Here is an 18,508-nt window from a genome sequence, read left to right on the forward strand (position 1 = left end):
ATCTGAAACCGGCGTGCCCTCAGGCGTCGCTGGTGTCCGTTTCGGCGGGCGTCGCGGGCTTTTTCGACGCGATCAGACCGGCCCCGATGGCCGCCAGCGCGATCACGGCGAAGATCCCGTAATGCAGCGGCGTCAGGTCCACCCGGTCGCCCGACATGGCGATCAGGTTGATGAAGCGGCCAATGAGATAGAAGATCAGGATCATCACGCCCTGCGTGATGAGGATCGTCTGCATCGATTTCAGCCCGCCTTCGCGTCCGACCCGTTTGGCCCCGATGGCCGCGTTCAGGATGAAGACCGCGTAGATCGCGAGGCACCAGAACACGCTGGCTTTCAGGATGCCCGCGAGCAGCGGCATGACGAACAAAAGTCCCGCGGAAATCAGCGCGAAGCGCATCTGCATGGGCATGGCAATTCCTTTCAGGCGTAGCGGCGGCGGCGGAAGGGTCTGAGCAGAAGCGCGATCAGACCGCCGACAACCGCCCATCCGGCGACGAACCCGATCCCCGCCGTGATGGCGCCATCCACGGTGACCGGCACGGCGGGTTGATAATGCTCCCACGTCCGCTCCACAAGTTCCTCATCACGGAAACGCCAGACGTTCGCCAGCCGCGCGACCGGAGTGGCGGGTGCCAGCGCCTCGTAATCGGCATTGAGCCGCTCATACCGCGCGATCCGCTCGCCGATCCCCGACCCCACGCTGGCGACAAGGCCGGAATTGCCCGACTGCATTTCGCGCAACGCCTCTTCACGTGTCAGGCCGGCCGCACTGGCCGCCCCATCGAACACGACGGTGACAGCGCGCAACTCATCCACGGCGCCGGACAGGCGCTGGACATACTGCTGCGAGAACTCGGGAAACTGCGACAGGCCAAGCGCACCGACGATGCCGCCCGCAAGGGCCAGAATACGCATCTGCTCCACTCCTTTTTGGGTGCGAGTCTGGGCGTTGGCGCGGCGTCGGTCAAGTCACGCGGCAAGCGCCAGCGCGACCCACGTGACCGGCGCCATGGCCAGAACCCCGATGCCCGCAGCCACCAGCCGCGCCGGGTCAGCCAGGGCCATGTGCCGATAAAGCCAAAGACAGGCGGGCAGAACCAGCGCCAGCGCGGAGCCCGTTCCCGGCATATAGGTCCAGGTCGCGAGGCTGAGGCCCACATGGCTGGCCACATTCGCCAAAAGCGCGCCGACGACGCCCGCGACGATGATCTGCACCGGGCGGTTCGTCACCGTCCGCCCGACGATCAGGATACCCAGAACCGCGATGGCGAGCCACGTGATCGCCTGCGACAGTTGCGGTGCGGTGATGACGACCGGCAGGTTCCGCGCGGCCACCCACGCCGCCAGCCCTTCCAGCTCTTCGATCGAATGCAGCATGAACGCGATGGCCGCGTAGCTGTAGGCCCGGCAGGGATGAAACAGCCCTTGCGGCTCGGTGACCTCGCGCCGCGAAATCACACCCCGTAGATCTCGCGCACCTTGGCGACGGCGGCCTCGAAGGCCAGTTCCTCGCTCTCGCCCGTGCGGCGCGAGGTCAGCTCAACCACGCCGTTCTTGAGCCCGCGCGGCCCCACGGTGATGCGCCACGGCAGACCGATCAGGTCCATCGTCGCGAACTTGCCGCCCGCGCGTTCGTTGCGGTCGTCGTAAAGCGGCTCGAGCCCGGCGGCGGTCAGCGCCTTGTAAAGCGCCTCACAGGCCGCGTCGGCCTCGTCATCGCCCTGCTTGAGGTTGACGATCCCGCAGTGGAACGGCGTCACGCCCTCGGGCCAGATGATGCCCTTGTCGTCGTGGTTCGCTTCGATCAGCGCCCCGACAAGGCGGCTGACGCCGATCCCGTGCGACCCCATCTCGACCGGAACCTTGTTCCCGTCGCTGTCCTGCACCGTGGCCCCCATCGCCTCGGAATACTTGGTGCCGAAGTAGAAGATCTGGCCGACCTCGATGCCACGTGCCACGCGGCGGCGCTCTTCGGGGATTTCGTTGAACAGCTCCTCGTCATGGGTTTCGTCCGTGCGGGCGTAGCGCGAGGTGAACTCTTCCAGCACCGCCTGACAGGCCTCGACGCTGTCATAGTCGATCTCGCGGTCGCCGAATTTCAGATCGGTGATCTCGCTGTCATAGAACACCTCGGATTCGCCGGTTTCGGCCAGCACGAGGAATTCGTGGGTGTAGTCGCCGCCGATCGGCCCGCCGTCGGCCCGCATCGGGATCGCCTGAAGCCCCATGCGCTCATAGGTGCGCAGGTAGCTGACGAGGTGGCGGTTATAGGCATGCAGCGCATCTTCGCGGGTCAGGTCGAAGGTGTAGCCGTCCTTCATGAAGAACTCGCGGCCCCGCATCACGCCGAACCGTGGGCGGATCTCATCCCGGAATTTCCACTGGATGTGGTAAAGCGTGAGCGGCAGATCCTTGTAGCTGCCGACATGGGCGCGGAAGATATCCGTCACCATTTCCTCATTCGTCGGACCATAGAGCATATCGCGCCCGTGACGGTCTGTGATGCGCAGCATCTCTTGCCCGTAATCGTCGTAGCGCCCGGATTCGCGCCACAGATCAGCCGATTGCAGCGTCGGCATCAGGATCGGGATGTGACCCGCGCGCTGCTGCTCCTCATGCACGATCCGCTCGATGTTCTTGAGCACCTTGTAGCCCAGCGGAAGCCACGAATAGATCCCCGCCGCCTGCTGTTTGATCATCCCGGCCCGCAACATCAGGCGGTGACTGGCGATCTGCGCCTCGGACGGCGTCTCCTTGAGAACGGGCAGGAAGTAGCGGGACAGGCGCATGGAAACCTCACGTGATATCGTGGCGCATCCCTATCGCGCCGCCCCCAAGGCGACAAGTGCGGTCGTTACGTTGAACGCGTCGCGCTCAGCCGCACTTGGAATGACCGCAGGACGAACAGGTCATGCAGCCTTCGATCATCTGCATGGTGTACTGGCCGCAGGACGGGCAGGCCGGGCCGGGGCGATGACCGATGTTGACCACGTCGGCCTGCGGGTCGGACTTCAGCCCCATACCTTCGCCGGCAAGGAAACCGGTGGCGATCATGTGCTTCTCGATCACGCCGCCGATGGCCGCGAGGATCGAGGGGATATACTTGCCCTGCATCCACGCGCCGCCGCGCGGGTCGAACACCGCTTTCAGTTCCTCGACCACAAACGTCACGTCGCCCCCGCGCCGGAACACCGCCGAGATCATGCGGGTGAGCGCCACGGTCCAGGCGAAATGCTCCATGTTCTTGGAGTTGATGAACACCTCGAACGGGCGCCGATGCCCGCCCACGATCAGATCGTTGATCGTGATGTAGATCGCGTGTTCGCTGTCCGGCCACTTGAGCTTGTAGGTCGAGCCGTCCAGTTCCTGCGGCCGATCCAGCGGCTCGGAAATATAGACCACGTCGCCATGCGGCTGGCGCGGCTCGGCGTCGGTGGTGGCGACGATTTCGGGGGCGGTCGACGTTTCTTCGCTCACCGATAGAACCGACCCCGTTACATCGTTCGGGCGATAGGTGGTGCAGCCTTTGCAACCCGTCTCCCACGCTTCCATGTAGACGTCCTTGAACCCCTCGAAGCTGATGTCCTCGGGGCAGTTGATCGTCTTGGAGATCGACGAATCGACCCATTTCTGCGCCGCCGCCTGCATCTTGACGTGGTCCATCGGGGCCAGCGTCTGTGCGTTCACGAAGTAATCCGGCAGATCGGCGTCGCCGAACTTGTCGCGCCACATCTGCACGGCGTAATCCACGACCTCTTCTTCGGTCCGGCTTCCGTCTTTCTGGAGCACCTTTCGCGTGTAGGCATAGGCGAACACCGGCTCGATCCCCGACGACACGTTGCCCGCGTAAAGGCTGATCGTCCCGGTGGGCGCAATCGACGTGAGCAGCGCGTTGCGGATGCCGTGTTCGCGGATCGCCTCGCGCACGTCGTCGTCCATATGCTGAAGCGAACCGGAGGCCAGATAGGCCTCGGCATCGAACAGCGGAAACGGACCCTTCTCCTTCGCAAGCTCGACACTGGCGAGGTACGCGGCCCGCGCGATGGCCTTCATCCAGACCTCGGTTTGCGCGGCAGCCTCGTCCGAGCCATAGCGCAGCCCAAGCATCAGCAGCGCATCGGCCAGCCCGGTGACGCCCAGCCCGATCCGGCGCTTGGCTTCGGCCTCACGCGCCTGCTGCTCCAGCGGGAAGCGCGAGGCATCCACCACATTGTCCATCATCCGAACGGCGGTGGTAACGAGGTCGCTCAACGCATCGTAGTCGAGCGTCGCGGCCTCCTCGAACGGGTGCTCCACCAGTCGGGCAAGATTGATCGACCCGAGCAGACAGGCACCATAGGGCGGCAGGGGTTGCTCGCCGCAGGGGTTGGTGGCCGCGATCGTCTCGCAATAAGCCAGGTTGTTCATCTGGTTGATGCGGTCGATGAAGATCACGCCCGGCTCGGCATAATCATAGGTCGCCTGCATGATCTTGTTCCACAGATCGCGCGCCTCGACGGTGCGATAGGTCGTGCCGTCGAAGGTCAGATCCCACGCGCCGCCGGATTTGACCGCTTCCATGAACGGGTCGGTCACGAGCACGGACATATTGAACATGCGCAGGCGGGCCGCGTCGGATTTGGCGGTGATGAAATCCTCGATATCCGGGTGGTCGCAGCGCATCGTCGCCATCATCGCGCCGCGGCGGCTGCCCGCCGACATGATGGTGCGGCACATCGCGTCCCACACGTCCATGAAGCTCAAGGGCCCCGACGCATCGGCGGCCACGCCTTTGACCCCTGCCCCCTTGGGCCGGATCGTCGAGAAATCGTAGCCGATCCCGCCGCCCTGCTGCATCGTCAGCGCAGCCTCTTTCAGCATGTCGAAGATGCCCGCCATGCTGTCGGGAATCGTGCCCATGACGAAGCAGTTGAACAGGGTCACGTTGCGCGCTGTGCCCGCGCCCGCCGTGATCCGGCCCGCAGGCAGGAATTTGAAATCCTCGAGGGCGGCATAGAACTCCCCCGCCCGCTCCGGCTCGCTTTCCGCCAGCGCATCAGCGATCCGGTGCCACGTATCCTCGATGGTCTTGTCCACCGCCGTCCCGTCGGCTTCCTTGAGCCGGTATTTCATATCCCAGATCTGTTCTGCGATGGGGGCGGCGAAACGGGTCATGGCACGGCCTTTTGATCTTCAGCGTGGCGGATTAAGCGGCGGCCCCCGGTTGAATCAGTCAGCGGGGGAGACCTAGTATTACGCCAATGATGGGTGCGAGTCATCCCCAACCACTAGATTTTGGGGGATGAACAAGAGGTGAACACGGTGAGCCATATCAATCTGGTGAAACTCTGCGTCGGCGCGGAAGCGGTCGATGAGCTGACCGCGTGGCAAAAGATGCGCGCCGGGGGCGACCCGGATTACGAGCCGCGCCATGTCACCCGCATGTGGCCGAAACGCGAGGAGGAACTGCTGAACGGCGGCTCGCTCTACTGGGTCTTCAAGGGCGTGATTCTCGCCCGCCAGCGGGTCGTGCGGCTGGACGAGGTCGTGCGCGAGGACGGCATCCGCCGCTGCGGTCTGGTGCTGGACCGCGAGGTCGTGCGCACCCACGCCGCGCCCCGGCGCCCGTTTCAGGGCTGGCGTTACCTCAAGCCCGAGGACGCGCCGCGCGATCTGCCGAAAGGTCGCCAAGGTGAAAGCGAACTGCCGCGAGAGCTGGAAACCGCGCTGGCCGAGATCGGGATTCTGTAAGCCCCGCACGCCGCGAACGAATGAAAAAGGCCGCGCAAGAACCCGCGCGGCCTTTGTCGTTTCAGGTTTCCGCCCCGGCTCAGGCGTCTGTGCCCACCGGGCAGGTGACCCCGGTGCCGCCCAGCCCGCAGTAGCCGTTCGGGTGCTTGTGCAGGTATTGCTGGTGATAGTCCTCGGCCCAGTAGAACGGTCCGGCCATCTCGATATCCGTGGTAATCTTGCCATAGCCTGCCTTGGACAGGCGCGGCTGGAACCGTTCGCGGCTGGCCTTGGCCGCGGCGAGTTGCGCGTCGTTCACGGCGTAGATCGCCGAACGATACTGCGTGCCCCGGTCGTTGCCCTGCCGCATCCCTTGGGTCGGGTCGTGACCCTCCCAAAACACCTGAAGCAGCTCCTCATAGCTGACCTGTTTGGGGTCGTAGACCACGCGCACCGCTTCGGCGTGCCCGGTGCGGCCCGTGCAGACCTCTTCATAGGTCGGGTTCGGCGTGTGGCCGCCCGCGTTGCCGACCATGGTCAGCCAGACGCCCGGCACCTGCCAGAACTTGCGCTCGACGCCCCAGTAGCAACCCATCGCGAAAATCGCGACCTCCATGCCCTCGGGCACGTCCATCGTCAGGGGCCGACCGAACACCGCGTGCTCGTCCGCCGTGGGGATCGCATGGTCGCGGCCCGGCAGCGCATCCGCCGCCGTCACCATCTCGGGGTCTTTGAAAAATCCAAACATCGCGTCCTCCTTTGCCCGGCAATATAGGCTCGGATCACTCGGCGGGCGAGATCGCGGTGCCGGTCAACACGGTCTCGTGACCCTTTTCCGGGTGCCGCGGGATCAGCATCGCCAACATCAGCGAGGCCGCCGCCATACCCGCCGCCAGCCCGAACACCGCGCCCGGCGACTGCACCCAGAGATACCCCAGAAGCGCCGGAAGGAACACCGCCGCGATATGGTTGATGGTGAAGGCCACGGCAGCCGTCGGCGCGATATCGGGCACGTCCGCGATCTTCTGGAAATAGGTCTTCATCGCGAAGGCCAGCGAGAAGAACAGATGGTCGATGACGTAAAGCGCACCCGCCAGCATCACGCCCCAGCCGAAGTAATAGATGCCGCCATAGGCGAGAAAGACGAGGATCAGCCCCCCGTATTCGAACATGAGCGCCCGCCGCTCGCCCCACCGCGCCACGGCCCGACCCATGAGCGGCGCGAAGAGCATGTTGGCGACGAAGTTGATGATGAACAGCGCCGTGACCTCGTGCACCTCGAAGCCGAACCGCTCGACCATCATGAACGCGGCGAAGACGACGAAGATCTGGCGGCGCGCACCCGACATGGCCTGTAGGGCGTAGTAAAGCCAGTAGCGCCGGCGCAGCACGAAGGTCTTGAGCTGCGGCTCCGGGCTTTCGAATTGCGGAAAGACGATGAGCGCACCGATCGCCATGAGCGTCGCGATCCCGCCCGCCGCGAGATAGACGAAGTTGTAACTCAGATCGAACGCCTTCCACGTCAGCACGAGCAACCCGTAGGAAGCGAGCGACGCGGCAGAGGCCACGGCCACCAGCCAGCCCAGCACCTGCGGCGCGCGCTCTCGCGGGATCCATTGCAGTTGAAGCGACTGGTTCACGGTTTCGTAGTAGTGGAACCCGATCGACGAGAGCATCGTGATGGTGAGGATGCCGCCCAAGGACGGGAACCACGCGGTCACCGCCGTTGCAGCGCCCAGCAGCAACAGCGCGACGAGGCCCAGAACCTGCTCCCGAACGAACATGATGAGCGCGATGACCCCGATGGCGAGGAAGCCGGGGATTTCACGGACCGAGTGCAGCCACCCGATCTCGACCCCGGTGAAACCGGCGACCTCGATGACGAAGTTGTTGAGAAGCGCGTTCCACGTCGCGAAGGCGATCGGCATCGCCGCCGCCGTCACCACCAGAAGCGCGATGGGCTGGCGCCAGATCGGCAGGCTCTTGGCTTCTTCGAGAGTGACTTTGTGAAATCGCATGTCCCTCAATAGGGCCGCACATAGGCTCTGGCGAGACCCGATCCCTGTTCGGACCCGCACAGTGCGACGCTGACCCGAGCCATCCGCGCACAGGAGACGTATGCAGTGCCGCGAATGCGTCTGATCCAAATCAAGGCTCGCCGGGCGGGATCGTGACACAAGACACGGCGAACAGGAGGACGCGCGATGGATATCGTTCCGCTCATAGACTGGATTGGAGAGACCCAGACCGGGGCGCTGTTCGGCCTCGTCACCGGGATCGTCTTCGGCGTGGCGGCCCAACGCTCGCGCTTTTGCCTGCGCGCCGCGACGGTCGAATTCGCGCGGCGCCGGATGGGGCCGTCGGTCGCGGTGTGGCTCTTGACCTTTTCGACCGCGCTGGCCTGGGTTCAGGGCGCGTCGCTTCTGGGATGGATGCGGGTCGAGGACGCCCGGATGATGGCCGTCACCGGGTCATGGTCCGGAGCGATCATCGGCGGGTTGATGTTCGGGGTCGGCATGGTGCTGGCCCGTGGCTGTTCGGGGCGGCTTCTGGTGCTGGCGGCGACGGGCAACCTGCGCTCGGTCGTGTCCGGCCTGATCTTCGCCGTGGTGGCGCAGATGTCGCTGCACGGCTCGCTCGCCCCGCTGCGCGACCGCCTTGCGCGTGTCTGGATGACCGAAGGCGGGACCAACGTGAACCTGCTGCACACGCTCCGCCTGCCGGACTGGTCGGGCTTCGCCCTTGGCCTCGCGCTCGCGGTGCTCGCTCTGGTCGTGGCGCGGCGCAACCAGATCGGCGCTGCGCGCCTCGTCTTCGCCTCCGGCGTCGGCTTCGCCGTCGCTTTGGGATGGGTGCTGACCTTTTCGCTCAGTCAGGTGGCGTTCGATCCGGTCACGGTCACCTCGGCCACGTTCACCGGCCCTTCGGCCAATACGCTCATGTTCTTTCTGGAGCCGAACCCGGCGCTGGAGTTCGACATCGGACTTGTCCCCGGTGTGGTGATCGGCGCGTTCGTGGCAAGCTGGATCAAGCGCGAGTTCCGGTTTCAAGGGTTCGAGAACGAACAGAACATGCGCCGCGCCTTCGCGGGCGCCGCGCTGATGGGCTTCGGCGGGATGCTGGCGGGCGGCTGCGCGATCGGGGCGGGCGTGTCCGGCGGGTCGATCTTCGTCGGCACCGCATGGCTCGCGCTCTTTTCCATGTGGATCGGGGCGATGGCGACGGATTTCCTCGTCGATCAACGGGGGCCGATCGGCCAGCCCGCGTGAGAGGTTTCGACTTGCGCAGGGCGCAAGCCGACCCGGGTGGGGGCGCTGCCCCCACACCCCTGCTTTAAGTGGGGGCGCTGCCCCCACACCCCCGAGGTTTCCGGAAACAGAGAAGAGGATCGCGGTTCAGTAGAAGCTTTGCGGGTCGATATCGACGGAGAGTCGGATGTCGCCTTTGACGTCCATGTTGGCCAGCCACTTTCGCAAGGCCGTTTGCAGGGGGGCGGTCTTGGGCGCCTTTACGAGCAGGCGAACGCGATGGCGGCCCCGGATGCGGGCGATGGGCGCGGGCGCCGGCCCGAAGACCTGCGCGCCGATCTGGACGATGGGACCGTCGGACCGGGCGAGCGCGGTGCCAAGGTTCATCGCCGCGTCGAGGTCGGGGGCGGAAATGACGATGCCCGCCAGACGCCCATAGGGGGGCACGCCCGCCGCCTGTCGTTCCGAGGCTTCGGCTTTCCAGAACCCTTCCTCATCGCCCGACAGGATCGCGCGGATCACCGGGTGTTCGGGCTGGAACGTCTGAAGCAGCGCGAGGCCGGAGACGTCGCCGCGACCGGCCCGGCCCGCAACCTGCCGGATCAATTGAAACGTGCGTTCGGCGGCGCGCAGGTCCGAGCCTTGCAGGCCGAGGTCCGCGTCGATCACGCCGACGAGTGTGAGCTTCGGGAAGTTGTGCCCTTTGGCCACGATCTGCGTGCCGATGATGATGTCCGCCTCGCCCGCCGCGATCAGCTCGATCTGCGCCTTGAGCGCGCGGGCGCTGGCGAAGAGGTCCGAGGACAGCACGGCGACCCGCGCATCCGGGAAGGTCTCGGCCACTTCTTCGGCCATTCGCTCCACCCCCGGCCCGACGGGGGCGAGTTTGCCCTCGGCCTCGCAGGACGGGCATGTCTCGGGCATCGGTTTCGTCTCGCCGCACTGGTGACAGACGAGACGCTTTAGGAAGCGGTGTTCGACCATGCGCGCGTCGCAGTGGTCGCAGCCGATCTGGTGGCCGCAGGCGCGGCAGACCGTGACCGGCGCATAGCCACGGCGATTGAGGAATATCAGCGCCTGCTCGCCCTCGTCGATCCGGCCACGGACGGCGGTGGCGAGCGTGGGCGAGATCCAGCGATTGCCCGGAAGATCCTCCTGCCGCATGTCGATGGTGCGCATTTCCGGCAGAACGGCGGGGCCGAACCGGCTGGTCAGATCGAGGCGATTGTATTTCCCGGCCTGTGCGTTGGCCCATGTCTCGAGCGACGGGGTGGCCGAGGCCAGCACCACCTGTGCGCCGTTGATGGACCCGCGCAGCACCGACATATCGCGCGCCGAATAGAGCACGCCATCCTCCTGCTTGTAGGAATTGTCGTGCTCCTCATCCACGACGATCAGGCCGATGTCGCGAAACGGCAGGAACAGGGACGAGCGCGCGCCGATCACCATCTGCGCGCCGCCTTCGGCCACCATGCGCCAGACGCGGCGCCGTTCGGTCATGGTCACACCGGAATGCCATTCGGCGGGTTTGGCGCCGAAGCGTTCCTCGACCCGTTTCAGGAATTCCGAGGTCAGGGCGATTTCCGGCAGGAGGACGAGCGCCTGACGGCCCTGCGCCAGACATTCCGCCACCGCTTCCAGATAGACCTCGGTCTTGCCCGATCCGGTGACGCCGCGCAGAAGCGTCGCGCCGAACGTGCCGGATCGCACGCCGTCGCGCAGCGCACCGGCTGCCGCCGCCTGATCCCCGGTCAGCGCCTTGCCCGGCGCGGTGTAGTCGAGATGGGGGAACGGCAGGTCGCGGGGGCTTTCCTCTTCCTCGACCGCGCCGAGTTTCACCAACCCCTTCACGACGGACGAGGTGACGCCCGCCTCTTCGGCCAGTTCCTTGAGCGTGAAGGCCGAATGCGCCTGCGATTCCAAGACCTCCAGCACGCGCTCGCGCGCCTCGGTCTTGCGGTCCGGTTCATGGTGACCCAAGCGATAGATCTTGCGCATCGACGGCGGATTGGTGAGGCCGGGCGCGCGGGTCGCCAGCCGCAGCATGAAATTCATCGGCGTGAGCGTGTAATCCCCGACACGGGTGAGGAACTCGGCCATCTCCGCACGCATCGGCTGCACGTCGAGCACCCGGATGACGGCGCGCAGTTTCGAGGCGTCGAACCCCTGCTCGCCCGGACCCCAGACCACGCCCATGACCTTGCGCGGACCAAGGGGCACTTCGACGAAGGCGCCCTCCCAGCAGCCGCCTTCGGGCGCGCGGTAGGTGAGCAGCCGGTCGATGCCCTGAGTGGTCAGGACCGAAACCCGGCTCCCTTCGTCGAAAAACTCAGCCATGTCGGACGATCCCGGCGAACCCTCGCAAATCGGCAAAGGGGGGCTTTCTGCGGCGGATCACCTCCTGTATGACACCGCTAACATTTTCGACCATCCGACCCAGGGACGCTGCCATGAAATTCTTTGCCGATACCGCCGACGTCGATGCCATCCGGGAACTCAACGATCTCGGCCTGCTCGACGGGGTGACCACCAACCCCTCGCTCATCAAGAAGTCGGGGCGCGACATCCTCGAGGTGACGAAAGAGATCTGCGAAATCGTGGATGGCCCCGTCTCGGCCGAGGTGACCGCGACCGATGCGGACCAGATGATCGCCGAGGGCCGCAAGCTTGTCGAGATCGCGGGCAACATCGCGGTCAAGGTGCCGCTCACGCTCGACGGGCTCAAGGCCTGCAAGGCGCTGACCGACGACGGCCACATGGTGAACGTCACGCTGTGCTTCTCGGCCAACCAGGCGCTTCTGGCCGCCAAAGCGGGCGCGACCTTCATCTCGCCCTTCATCGGGCGGCTGGACGACATCAACATGGACGGCATGGAACTGATCTCCGAGATCCGCACGATCTATGACAATTACGGCTACGAGACGCAAATCCTCGCCGCCTCGATCCGCACCGTCAACCACGTGAAGGACGCCGCGTTGATCGGGGCCGACGTGATGACCGCACCGCCGGGCGTCATCAAGGCGATGGCGAACCATCCGCTGACCGACAAGGGGCTCGACGCCTTCCTCGCCGACATCAAGGCGGCGGGCATCAAGATCCTCTGAACCGGGACCAGATGTCACAAAACTGATGAAACGGGGCCTCATGGTCCCGTTTTTCGTAAAAAAGTTGCAGAAATCCGATTCGCGACCTGCTAGACTCACTGTCAAGAAACGAAAAAACGGCAGTTAGGACAGGCGAATGACGAGCAACGCTCCCATTACCGAAGACGTGCGCGAGCAGCTTCTGACCCAGCCAGAGGTCATCCTCGAAGATCACGACATGATGCGCGCCCTGATCGCGGCGAACGAACGTGCCATGGGCGCGAATATCGTCGATCTGCGCGGGATCGCGATGGAACGGCTGGAAAGCCGCCTCGACCGGCTTGAGGACACGCACCGCTCGGTGATCGCGGCGGCCTATGAAAACCTCGCCGGGATGAACATCATCCACCGGGCGACCCTGCGCATCCTCGAACAGGACGATTTCGAAACGCTCCTGCACGAGCTTGGCACGGATATCGCGGATGTTCTGCGCGTCGATTGCCTGCGGCTGGTGCTTGAAACCGAAATGACCGAGGCGGACCCCGCGCTGAAGAAGGTGGGCGACGTGCTCGTCACCGCCCCGCGCGGCTTCTCGGACGACTACATCGGGCGCCCGCGGGAACATGGCGGACCCTCGGTCACGCTGCGACAGGTGCAGGAGCAGGACAAGAAGCTGTTCGGCGACTCCGGCTATTGGATTCGGTCCGAGGCGCTGATCCGGCTCGACCTCGGCGAAGGCCGTCTGCCCGGTATGCTGGTCATGGGGGCCGAAGACCCGCACCAGTTCAAGCCGGGTCAGGGCACCGACCTTCTGACCTATTTCGGCGGGGTGTTCGAACGCACGATGCGCCGCTGGCTGGCGTGAGCCGAGGTTCGAATTGGCCGAGAAACGAGTGGAATCTGCCGGTTTCACGCGTGAAAAGATCGCAAGACTGAATGCCTGACGGGATCGTCATATCCGATGGCGCACGCGATGCGCTGTCCGGTTGGCTCGACCATCTGCGCGCGCTCGACGGGGCGGCGGCCAATACGATCGAAGCCTACCGCAAGGATGTGGTCAGCTTCCTTGCGTTCCTGTCGGCCCACCACGGCGCCTCGCACGGGCGCACCGCGCTTGCCAGCGTCACGATCTCCGACATGCGCGCATGGATGGCATCGGAACGCGCCGGCGGCCTATCGGCCCGGTCGCTCGCCCGCGCCCTGTCGGCGGTCAAGGGCTTTTACCGCTGGCTGTCGGACCGTGACGGGTTCGATGCCTCGACCGTCTTGTCGACCCGCGCGCCCAAGTTCACCGCCAAACTGCCCCGCCCCGTGTCGCAGGAGGCCGCGGAAGAGGTCATCTCGACCACGGCGATTCAGGCCCGCGACGGCTGGATCGGGGCGCGCGACGCCGCCGTCGTCACGCTGCTCTACGGGTGCGGATTGCGGATCTCCGAGGCATTGGGCCTGCCGGGACGCGCCCACCCCCTGCCCGACGTTCTGCGCATCGTCGGCAAGGGCGGGAAAGAGCGGCTGGTCCCGGTCCTGCCCGCCGCGCGCGATGCGGTCGCGAGCTACGTCCGCCTCTGCCCCTACCCGGTGACCGACGACACGCCCCTATTCTATGGCGCGCGCGGCAAGGCGCTGGGTCCGCGCACTGTGCAGAAGGCGATGGAAAGCGCACGGCTGCAACTGGGCCTGCCGGCGACCGCCACACCGCACGCGATGCGCCACAGCTTCGCGACCCATCTTCTGAACGCGGGCGGCGACCTCAGGGCGATACAGGAGCTGCTCGGCCATGCCTCGCTGTCCACCACGCAGGCCTATACGGCGGTCGACACCCAACGGCTGATGGAGGTCTATGACCGCGCCCATCCGCGCGCGTTAGGAAAATCTTGAAGGCTTGGCGCCATGCTGGTCGGCAGATTCGCTTGACCAGAAAGGACGAGCCATGTTTGCAGCAGCAGCCGGGGCCGCCGTGCCCCTCATGTTGGCCGGCAAGGCCCTGAACGCCATCACCACCATCGCCGCCGAGGGCAAGGCGGGCAATTTCACTGATGCGATGGAAAAAACGGCACGCGGAGCCGCGCCCGACGCGGGCGGTCCCGTCACCAGCGCCTCCGGACCGGGCCAATCGGTGCAGGGCCGCTCAGGAACCGCCGAGCTTCAGCCGCTGAACAGCGCACCGCTGCCCCCGCCCCCTGCGGTCAGCCAACAGCCGATCCCTCCGACCGTCGATGGCATCCATCAGCTTTATGCGGCCATGCGTGAACTGCGCTGACCCAGTCGGGGCTTGTCCTGCCTTCGTTGATCGTCCATCAAGTCGGACATGACCCGCGAGTTAAAGGCGATTGCCGTCCACCTCTTCACCGCAATCGGCGCCATCTGCGCGATGCTGGCCATGCTTGCCGCCGTAGAAGAAGAATGGGGCCTGATGTATGTCTGGCTCGTCGTCGCCTTCATCGTCGACGGCATCGACGGCCCGCTGGCGCGGCGCTACGACGTCAGACGATACGCCAAGCAGATCGACGGGGTCCTGATGGACCTCATCATCGACTACCTGACATACGTGTTCATCCCGGCCTACGCGCTGTTCAAGTCCGGTATCCTGCCCGGCTGGACGGGGTGGATCGCGATCATCCTCATCACCTACGCCTCGGCGCTCTACTTCGCCGACAGTCGGATGAAGACCAAGGACAACTCCTTCGCGGGCTTTCCGGGCTGCTGGAACATGGTGGTCGTGGTGCTGTTCGCGACCGAGCCGAATTTCTGGATCACGCTGGTTCTGGTCGTGGCGCTCGCCATCGCGATGTTCACGCCGCTCAAGTTCATCCACCCGGCCCGCACCGTGCGCTGGCGCAAGCTGTCGCTTCCCATCGCGATCGCGTGGACCGGCTTCGCAGGCTGGGCGGCTTGGTTCGATTTCGCCCCCGGCCTATGGGCGCATTGGGGCATCGTTATCACCAGCGTCTACCTGCTGTTCGCCGGTATCGCGCAGCAGATCATCCCGCAGCGCAGCGCCGCGCGAACCGCCTAGATCAGCAGCCCCGCGGCACCCTCATGCCGCAGAAGCGCGACCTTGGTTTCGACCCCGCCTTCCCCGGAAAAACCGCCAAGCGAGTTGGCGCCAAGAACCCTGTGGCACGGGATGATGACCGGGATCGGATTGCCGCCGCAGGCCTGCCCCACCGCCTGCGCGGGCACGCCGAGGTCGCGGGCGATGTCCCCATAGGTGCGGGTTTCCCCGAACGGGATCGCGGACATCGCCGCGCAGACCTGACGCTGAAAGTCGGACCCCGACACGAAAAGCGGCAGGTCGAACGCCTGCCGCTTTCCATCAAAATATTCGCCTAACTGCGCCCGCGCCTCGGCCAGAACCGGGGTCTCTTCCCCCAGATCCGCCGCACGCCACGAGACCCGCGTGATCGCCCCGTCGCCCTCGCTCACGAAAAGCGGGCCGACCGGGCTCTCGACGCGGATGGTCACCCCAGCGCCTCGTCGCAGCGCCCGCAGACGCCGTCGTGCGAATGGGTGCCCACGTCCGGCAGGATCTTCCAGCAGCGTTGGCATTTCTCGCCATCCGCCGTCTCGAACACCACAGCCACGCCCGGCGCATCCGGCAGGCGGAAGGCTTCGGCGGGTGCCGGATCGGTCGTCACCGACACGCCCGAGGTGATGCAGATGTCGGCGAAATGCACGGTGCCCAGCGCCTTGGCGACTTCGGCGTCCTCGACATGCACAACGGGTGCCGCTTCGAGCGATGCCCCGATCACCTTGTCGCGGCGCTGCACCTCGAGCGCGGCGGTCACGACCCGGCGCACCTTGCGGATACCGGCCCACTTGGCCGCCAGCGCTTCGTCCATCCACGCCGCCGGCGTCTCGGGAATATCGACGAGGTGGACCGAGCTTTCGTCACCCGGGAACCGCTCCAGCCAGACCTCTTCCATCGTGAAGACGAGGATCGGGGCGAGCCATGTGGTCAGGCGGTGGAACAGGATGTCGAGCACGGTGCGCGCGGCGCGGCGGCGCGTGCTATCGTCCGCGTCGCAGTAGAGCGCATCCTTGCGAATGTCGAAATACACCGATGACAGGTCCACGGTCGCGAAGTTGAAAACCTGCTGGAAAAGCCCTTGGAAATCGTAGTCGGCAAAGCCCTGACGTACGATTTCGTCAAGTTCCGCGATCCGGTGAAGCACCCAGCGCTCGAGCTCGGGCATGTCCTCGACCGCGACCTTCTCGTCGTCCGAGAAGCCCGCGAGGTTGCCGAGGATGAAGCGCATCGTGTTGCGCAGGCGACGGTAGCTATCGGCGGTCCCTTTCAGGATCTCCTGCCCGATCCGCAGGTCGGCGGTGTAATCCGACTGCGCCACCCACAGGCGCAGGATGTCCGCGCCATACTGCTTGGTCACGTCCTCGGGCGCGATGGTGTTGCCCAGCGACTTGGACATCTTCATGCCCTTCTCGTCGAGCGTGAAGCCATGCGTCAGCACCCCGCGATAAGGCGCGCGGCCCTTGGTCCCGCAGGCCTGAAGCAGCGACGAGTGGAACCAGCCACGGTGCTGGTCCGTGCCTTCGAGGTAAAGATCCGCGATCCCGTCCTCGGTCCCGTCCGGGCGGTCGCGCAGCACGAAGGCATGGGTCGAGCCAGAGTCGAACCACACGTCGAGCACGTCGAACACCTGTTCGTAGTCGTCCGGGTTCACGACATTGCCGAGCACGCGGTCCTTGAACCCGTCTTCATACCAGACGTCCGCGCCCTTGGCCTCGAACTCTGCCACGACCCGCGCGTTCACGGTCTCGTCACGCAGCAGGAAGTCGGGATCGGTCGGCAGCGCCCCCTTCTTGGTGAAGCAGGTGAGCGGCACACCCCATGCGCGCTGGCGCGACAGCACCCAGTCGGGGCGGCTTTCGATCATCGAATAGAGCCGGTTGCGCCCGGTCTGCGGCGTCCACTTGACCAGCTCGTCGATCGAGGTCAGCGCGCGCGCGCGGATCGTGTCGCCATACTGCCCCATGCCGTCGTCAAGCTTGGCATCGACGGCGGCGAACCACTGCGAGGTGTTGCGATAGATCACCGGAGCCTTGGAGCGCCAGCTGTGCGGATAGCTGTGCTTGATCTTGCCACGCGCGAGCAGCCCGCCCACCTCGACTAGCTTGTCGATGACGGTCTTGTTGGCGTCGCCCTCCCCGCCCTTGCGGTTGAGGATGTACTTGCCCCCGAAGAACGGCAGATCGGCGCGGAAGCCGCCATCGTCCATCACGTTGTAGGTGATGACCTGATCCAGCATCCCGAGGTCACGGTAAAGCTCGTACTCCTCCATCCCGTGCGACGGCGCACAATGGACGAACCCGGTGCCTTCCTCGTCCGTCACGAAATCGGCGGCCCGGAAATCGCGCGGCTGGTCCCATTCGCCGTTCGCCCCTTCGGCCCCGGCCAGCGGGTGAGCCAGCGTCATGGCGGCCAGTTGATGCGCGGTCACGTCGGAGACGCGCTTCCACTGGCCCTCCTCCAGACGGGCACGCGCAAAGGTCTGCGCGGCCAGCTTGTCGGCAAGGATGAAGCGTTCGCCCACGCTCGCCCAGCATTCGTCGGGCGTGTCGGTGACTTCGTAGAGGCCATACTGATAATCGGCCCCGAACACGACCGCCTTGTTCGACGGGATCGTCCAAGGCGTCGTCGTCCAGATCACCACGTTCGCGCCGAGGAATTTCTCGCGCGTTTCGGCCAGCGTCTGCGCCACGGCCTCACGCATCTCCGAGGTCTCTTCCTCGGACATGCGATCCTCGTCCTTCACATTGAAGTCGGTGACCTTGAACTTCACCCAGATCGTGAAGCTTTCCTTGTCGTGATATTCGACCTCGGCCTCGGCCAGCGCGGTCTTTTCCACGGGACTCCACATCACGGGCTTCGAGCCCTGATAAAGCGTGCCGTTCATGAGGAATTTCATGAACTCTTCCGCGATCACGGCCTCGGCGTGGTAGTCCATCGTCAGATAGGGGTCGGCCCAGTTGCCGGTCACACCCAGACGTTTGAACTCCTCACGCTGGATGTCGATCCAGCCCTCGGCGAAGCGGCGGCATTCCTGACGGAAGTCGATGACCGGCACTTCGTCCTTGTTCTTGCCCTTCTTGCGATACTGCTCTTCGATCTTCCATTCGATCGGAAGGCCGTGACAATCCCAACCCGGCACGTACCGCGCGTCATGGCCCAGCATCTGCTGGCTGCGCACGATCATGTCCTTGAGGATCTTGTTCAGCGCGTGGCCGATATGCAGGTGACCGTTCGCATAGGGCGGGCCATCGTGCAGCGTGAAGGGCGGGCGCCCCTGTTTCTCGCGCAGGCGGTCGTAAACGCCGATCTTTTCCCAGCGGTCCAGCCAGCCGGGTTCGCGGTTCGGCAGGCCCGCGCGCATCGGAAAATCCGTCTCGGGCAGATTCAGGGTATCTTTGTAGTCAGGCGTGTCGGCGCACATCGGGTGTGTCCTTCGA

The 18,508-nt window shown here is 65.2% G+C and carries 17 protein-coding genes; 7 read left to right on the forward strand and 10 right to left on the reverse strand.

Annotated elements, in window-relative coordinates; all coding sequences use genetic code 11:
• Positions 1–19: 19 nt before the first annotated feature.
• From FCT00_RS01825 to FCT00_RS01845, 5 genes are all read right to left on the reverse strand, one after another.
• Positions 20–409: a hypothetical protein gene (locus FCT00_RS01825; RefSeq protein WP_008334535.1), complete on the reverse strand. Its 390-nt coding sequence runs from the start codon at positions 407–409 to the stop codon at positions 20–22.
• 11 nt (positions 410–420) lie between these two features.
• Positions 421–915 carry a DUF2937 family protein gene (locus FCT00_RS01830; protein WP_040885229.1) on the reverse strand — a complete coding sequence of 165 codons (495 nt, stop codon included), beginning with the start codon at positions 913–915 and terminating at the stop codon, positions 421–423.
• Between the two features lie 54 nt (positions 916–969).
• Positions 970–1,458 (reverse strand): HXXEE domain-containing protein, encoded by a 489-nt coding sequence (locus FCT00_RS01835; protein WP_138421613.1) that lies wholly within the window; start codon positions 1,456–1,458, stop codon positions 970–972.
• On the reverse strand, positions 1,455–2,789 hold the full coding sequence (proS, locus tag FCT00_RS01840) for a proline--tRNA ligase (protein WP_138421614.1): 1,335 nt from the start codon (positions 2,787–2,789) through the stop codon (positions 1,455–1,457). Before proS ends, FCT00_RS01835 begins: the two co-directional genes overlap by 4 nt.
• An 85-nt stretch (positions 2,790–2,874) precedes the next feature.
• Positions 2,875–5,154, reverse strand: coding sequence for an adenosylcobalamin-dependent ribonucleoside-diphosphate reductase (locus tag FCT00_RS01845; protein WP_138421615.1), 2,280 nt, complete (start codon positions 5,152–5,154; stop codon positions 2,875–2,877).
• 138 nt (positions 5,155–5,292) lie between these two features.
• Here FCT00_RS01845 and FCT00_RS01850 point away from each other — a divergent pair, with 138 nt between their 5' ends.
• Positions 5,293–5,730, forward strand: a complete 438-nt coding sequence (locus tag FCT00_RS01850) for a DUF1489 family protein (protein ID WP_138421616.1) — start codon at positions 5,293–5,295, stop codon at positions 5,728–5,730.
• A 79-nt stretch (positions 5,731–5,809) separates the two neighbouring features.
• Here FCT00_RS01850 and msrA read toward each other — a convergent pair whose 3' ends face one another.
• Together msrA and FCT00_RS01860 are read right to left on the reverse strand one after the other, a co-directional pair.
• Positions 5,810–6,457, reverse strand: a complete 648-nt coding sequence (msrA, locus tag FCT00_RS01855) for a peptide-methionine (S)-S-oxide reductase MsrA (protein WP_008334522.1) — start codon at positions 6,455–6,457, stop codon at positions 5,810–5,812.
• A 34-nt stretch (positions 6,458–6,491) separates the two neighbouring features.
• Entirely contained in the window at positions 6,492–7,727 is a 1,236-nt protein-coding gene (locus FCT00_RS01860; protein ID WP_138421617.1) for an MFS transporter, read from the reverse strand.
• A 186-nt stretch (positions 7,728–7,913) separates the two neighbouring features.
• On the opposite strand from FCT00_RS01860, the gene FCT00_RS01865 reads away from it, so the two are divergent.
• The gene (locus FCT00_RS01865; RefSeq protein WP_138421618.1) at positions 7,914–8,978 is read left to right on the forward strand and encodes a YeeE/YedE family protein; all 1,065 of its coding nucleotides are present in this window, start codon (positions 7,914–7,916) and stop codon (positions 8,976–8,978) included.
• A 126-nt stretch (positions 8,979–9,104) separates the two neighbouring features.
• Here FCT00_RS01865 and FCT00_RS01870 read toward each other — a convergent pair whose 3' ends face one another.
• A complete protein-coding gene (locus tag FCT00_RS01870; protein ID WP_138421619.1) occupies positions 9,105–11,294 on the reverse strand; it encodes a primosomal protein N' in 2,190 nt (729 codons plus the stop codon).
• 113 nt (positions 11,295–11,407) lie between these two features.
• On the opposite strand from FCT00_RS01870, the gene fsa reads away from it, so the two are divergent.
• The 5 genes from fsa to FCT00_RS01895 all read left to right on the forward strand — a co-directional run bounded on the left by fsa (position 11,408) and on the right by FCT00_RS01895 (position 15,056).
• Positions 11,408–12,061, forward strand: a complete 654-nt coding sequence (fsa, locus tag FCT00_RS01875; protein ID WP_138421620.1) for a fructose-6-phosphate aldolase — start codon at positions 11,408–11,410, stop codon at positions 12,059–12,061.
• 136 nt (positions 12,062–12,197) lie between these two features.
• Positions 12,198–12,905, forward strand: a complete 708-nt coding sequence (locus FCT00_RS01880) for a DUF484 family protein (protein WP_008334498.1) — start codon at positions 12,198–12,200, stop codon at positions 12,903–12,905.
• Between the two features lie 71 nt (positions 12,906–12,976).
• On the forward strand, positions 12,977–13,918 hold the full coding sequence (locus tag FCT00_RS01885; RefSeq protein WP_138421621.1) for a tyrosine recombinase XerC: 942 nt from the start codon (positions 12,977–12,979) through the stop codon (positions 13,916–13,918).
• A 52-nt stretch (positions 13,919–13,970) separates the two neighbouring features.
• The gene (locus FCT00_RS01890) at positions 13,971–14,300 is read left to right on the forward strand and encodes a hypothetical protein (RefSeq protein ID WP_138421622.1); all 330 of its coding nucleotides are present in this window, start codon (positions 13,971–13,973) and stop codon (positions 14,298–14,300) included.
• Positions 14,301–14,348: 48 nt separating this feature from the next.
• Positions 14,349–15,056 carry a CDP-alcohol phosphatidyltransferase family protein gene (locus FCT00_RS01895; RefSeq protein ID WP_138421623.1) on the forward strand — a complete coding sequence of 236 codons (708 nt, stop codon included), beginning with the start codon at positions 14,349–14,351 and terminating at the stop codon, positions 15,054–15,056.
• Here FCT00_RS01895 and FCT00_RS01900 read toward each other — a convergent pair.
• Complete coding sequence (locus tag FCT00_RS01900) at positions 15,053–15,505, reverse strand: methylated-DNA--[protein]-cysteine S-methyltransferase (protein WP_138421624.1); 453 nt, start codon at positions 15,503–15,505, stop codon at positions 15,053–15,055. The genes FCT00_RS01895 and FCT00_RS01900 overlap by 4 nt on opposite strands.
• Positions 15,502–18,492: an isoleucine--tRNA ligase gene (ileS, locus tag FCT00_RS01905; protein ID WP_138421625.1), complete on the reverse strand. Its 2,991-nt coding sequence runs from the start codon at positions 18,490–18,492 to the stop codon at positions 15,502–15,504. Before ileS ends, FCT00_RS01900 begins: the two co-directional genes overlap by 4 nt.
• Positions 18,493–18,508: the final 16 nt, after the last annotated feature.

The organism is Maritimibacter alexandrii (assembly GCF_005871115.1).
Lineage (GTDB): Bacteria > Pseudomonadota > Alphaproteobacteria > Rhodobacterales > Rhodobacteraceae > Maritimibacter > Maritimibacter alkaliphilus.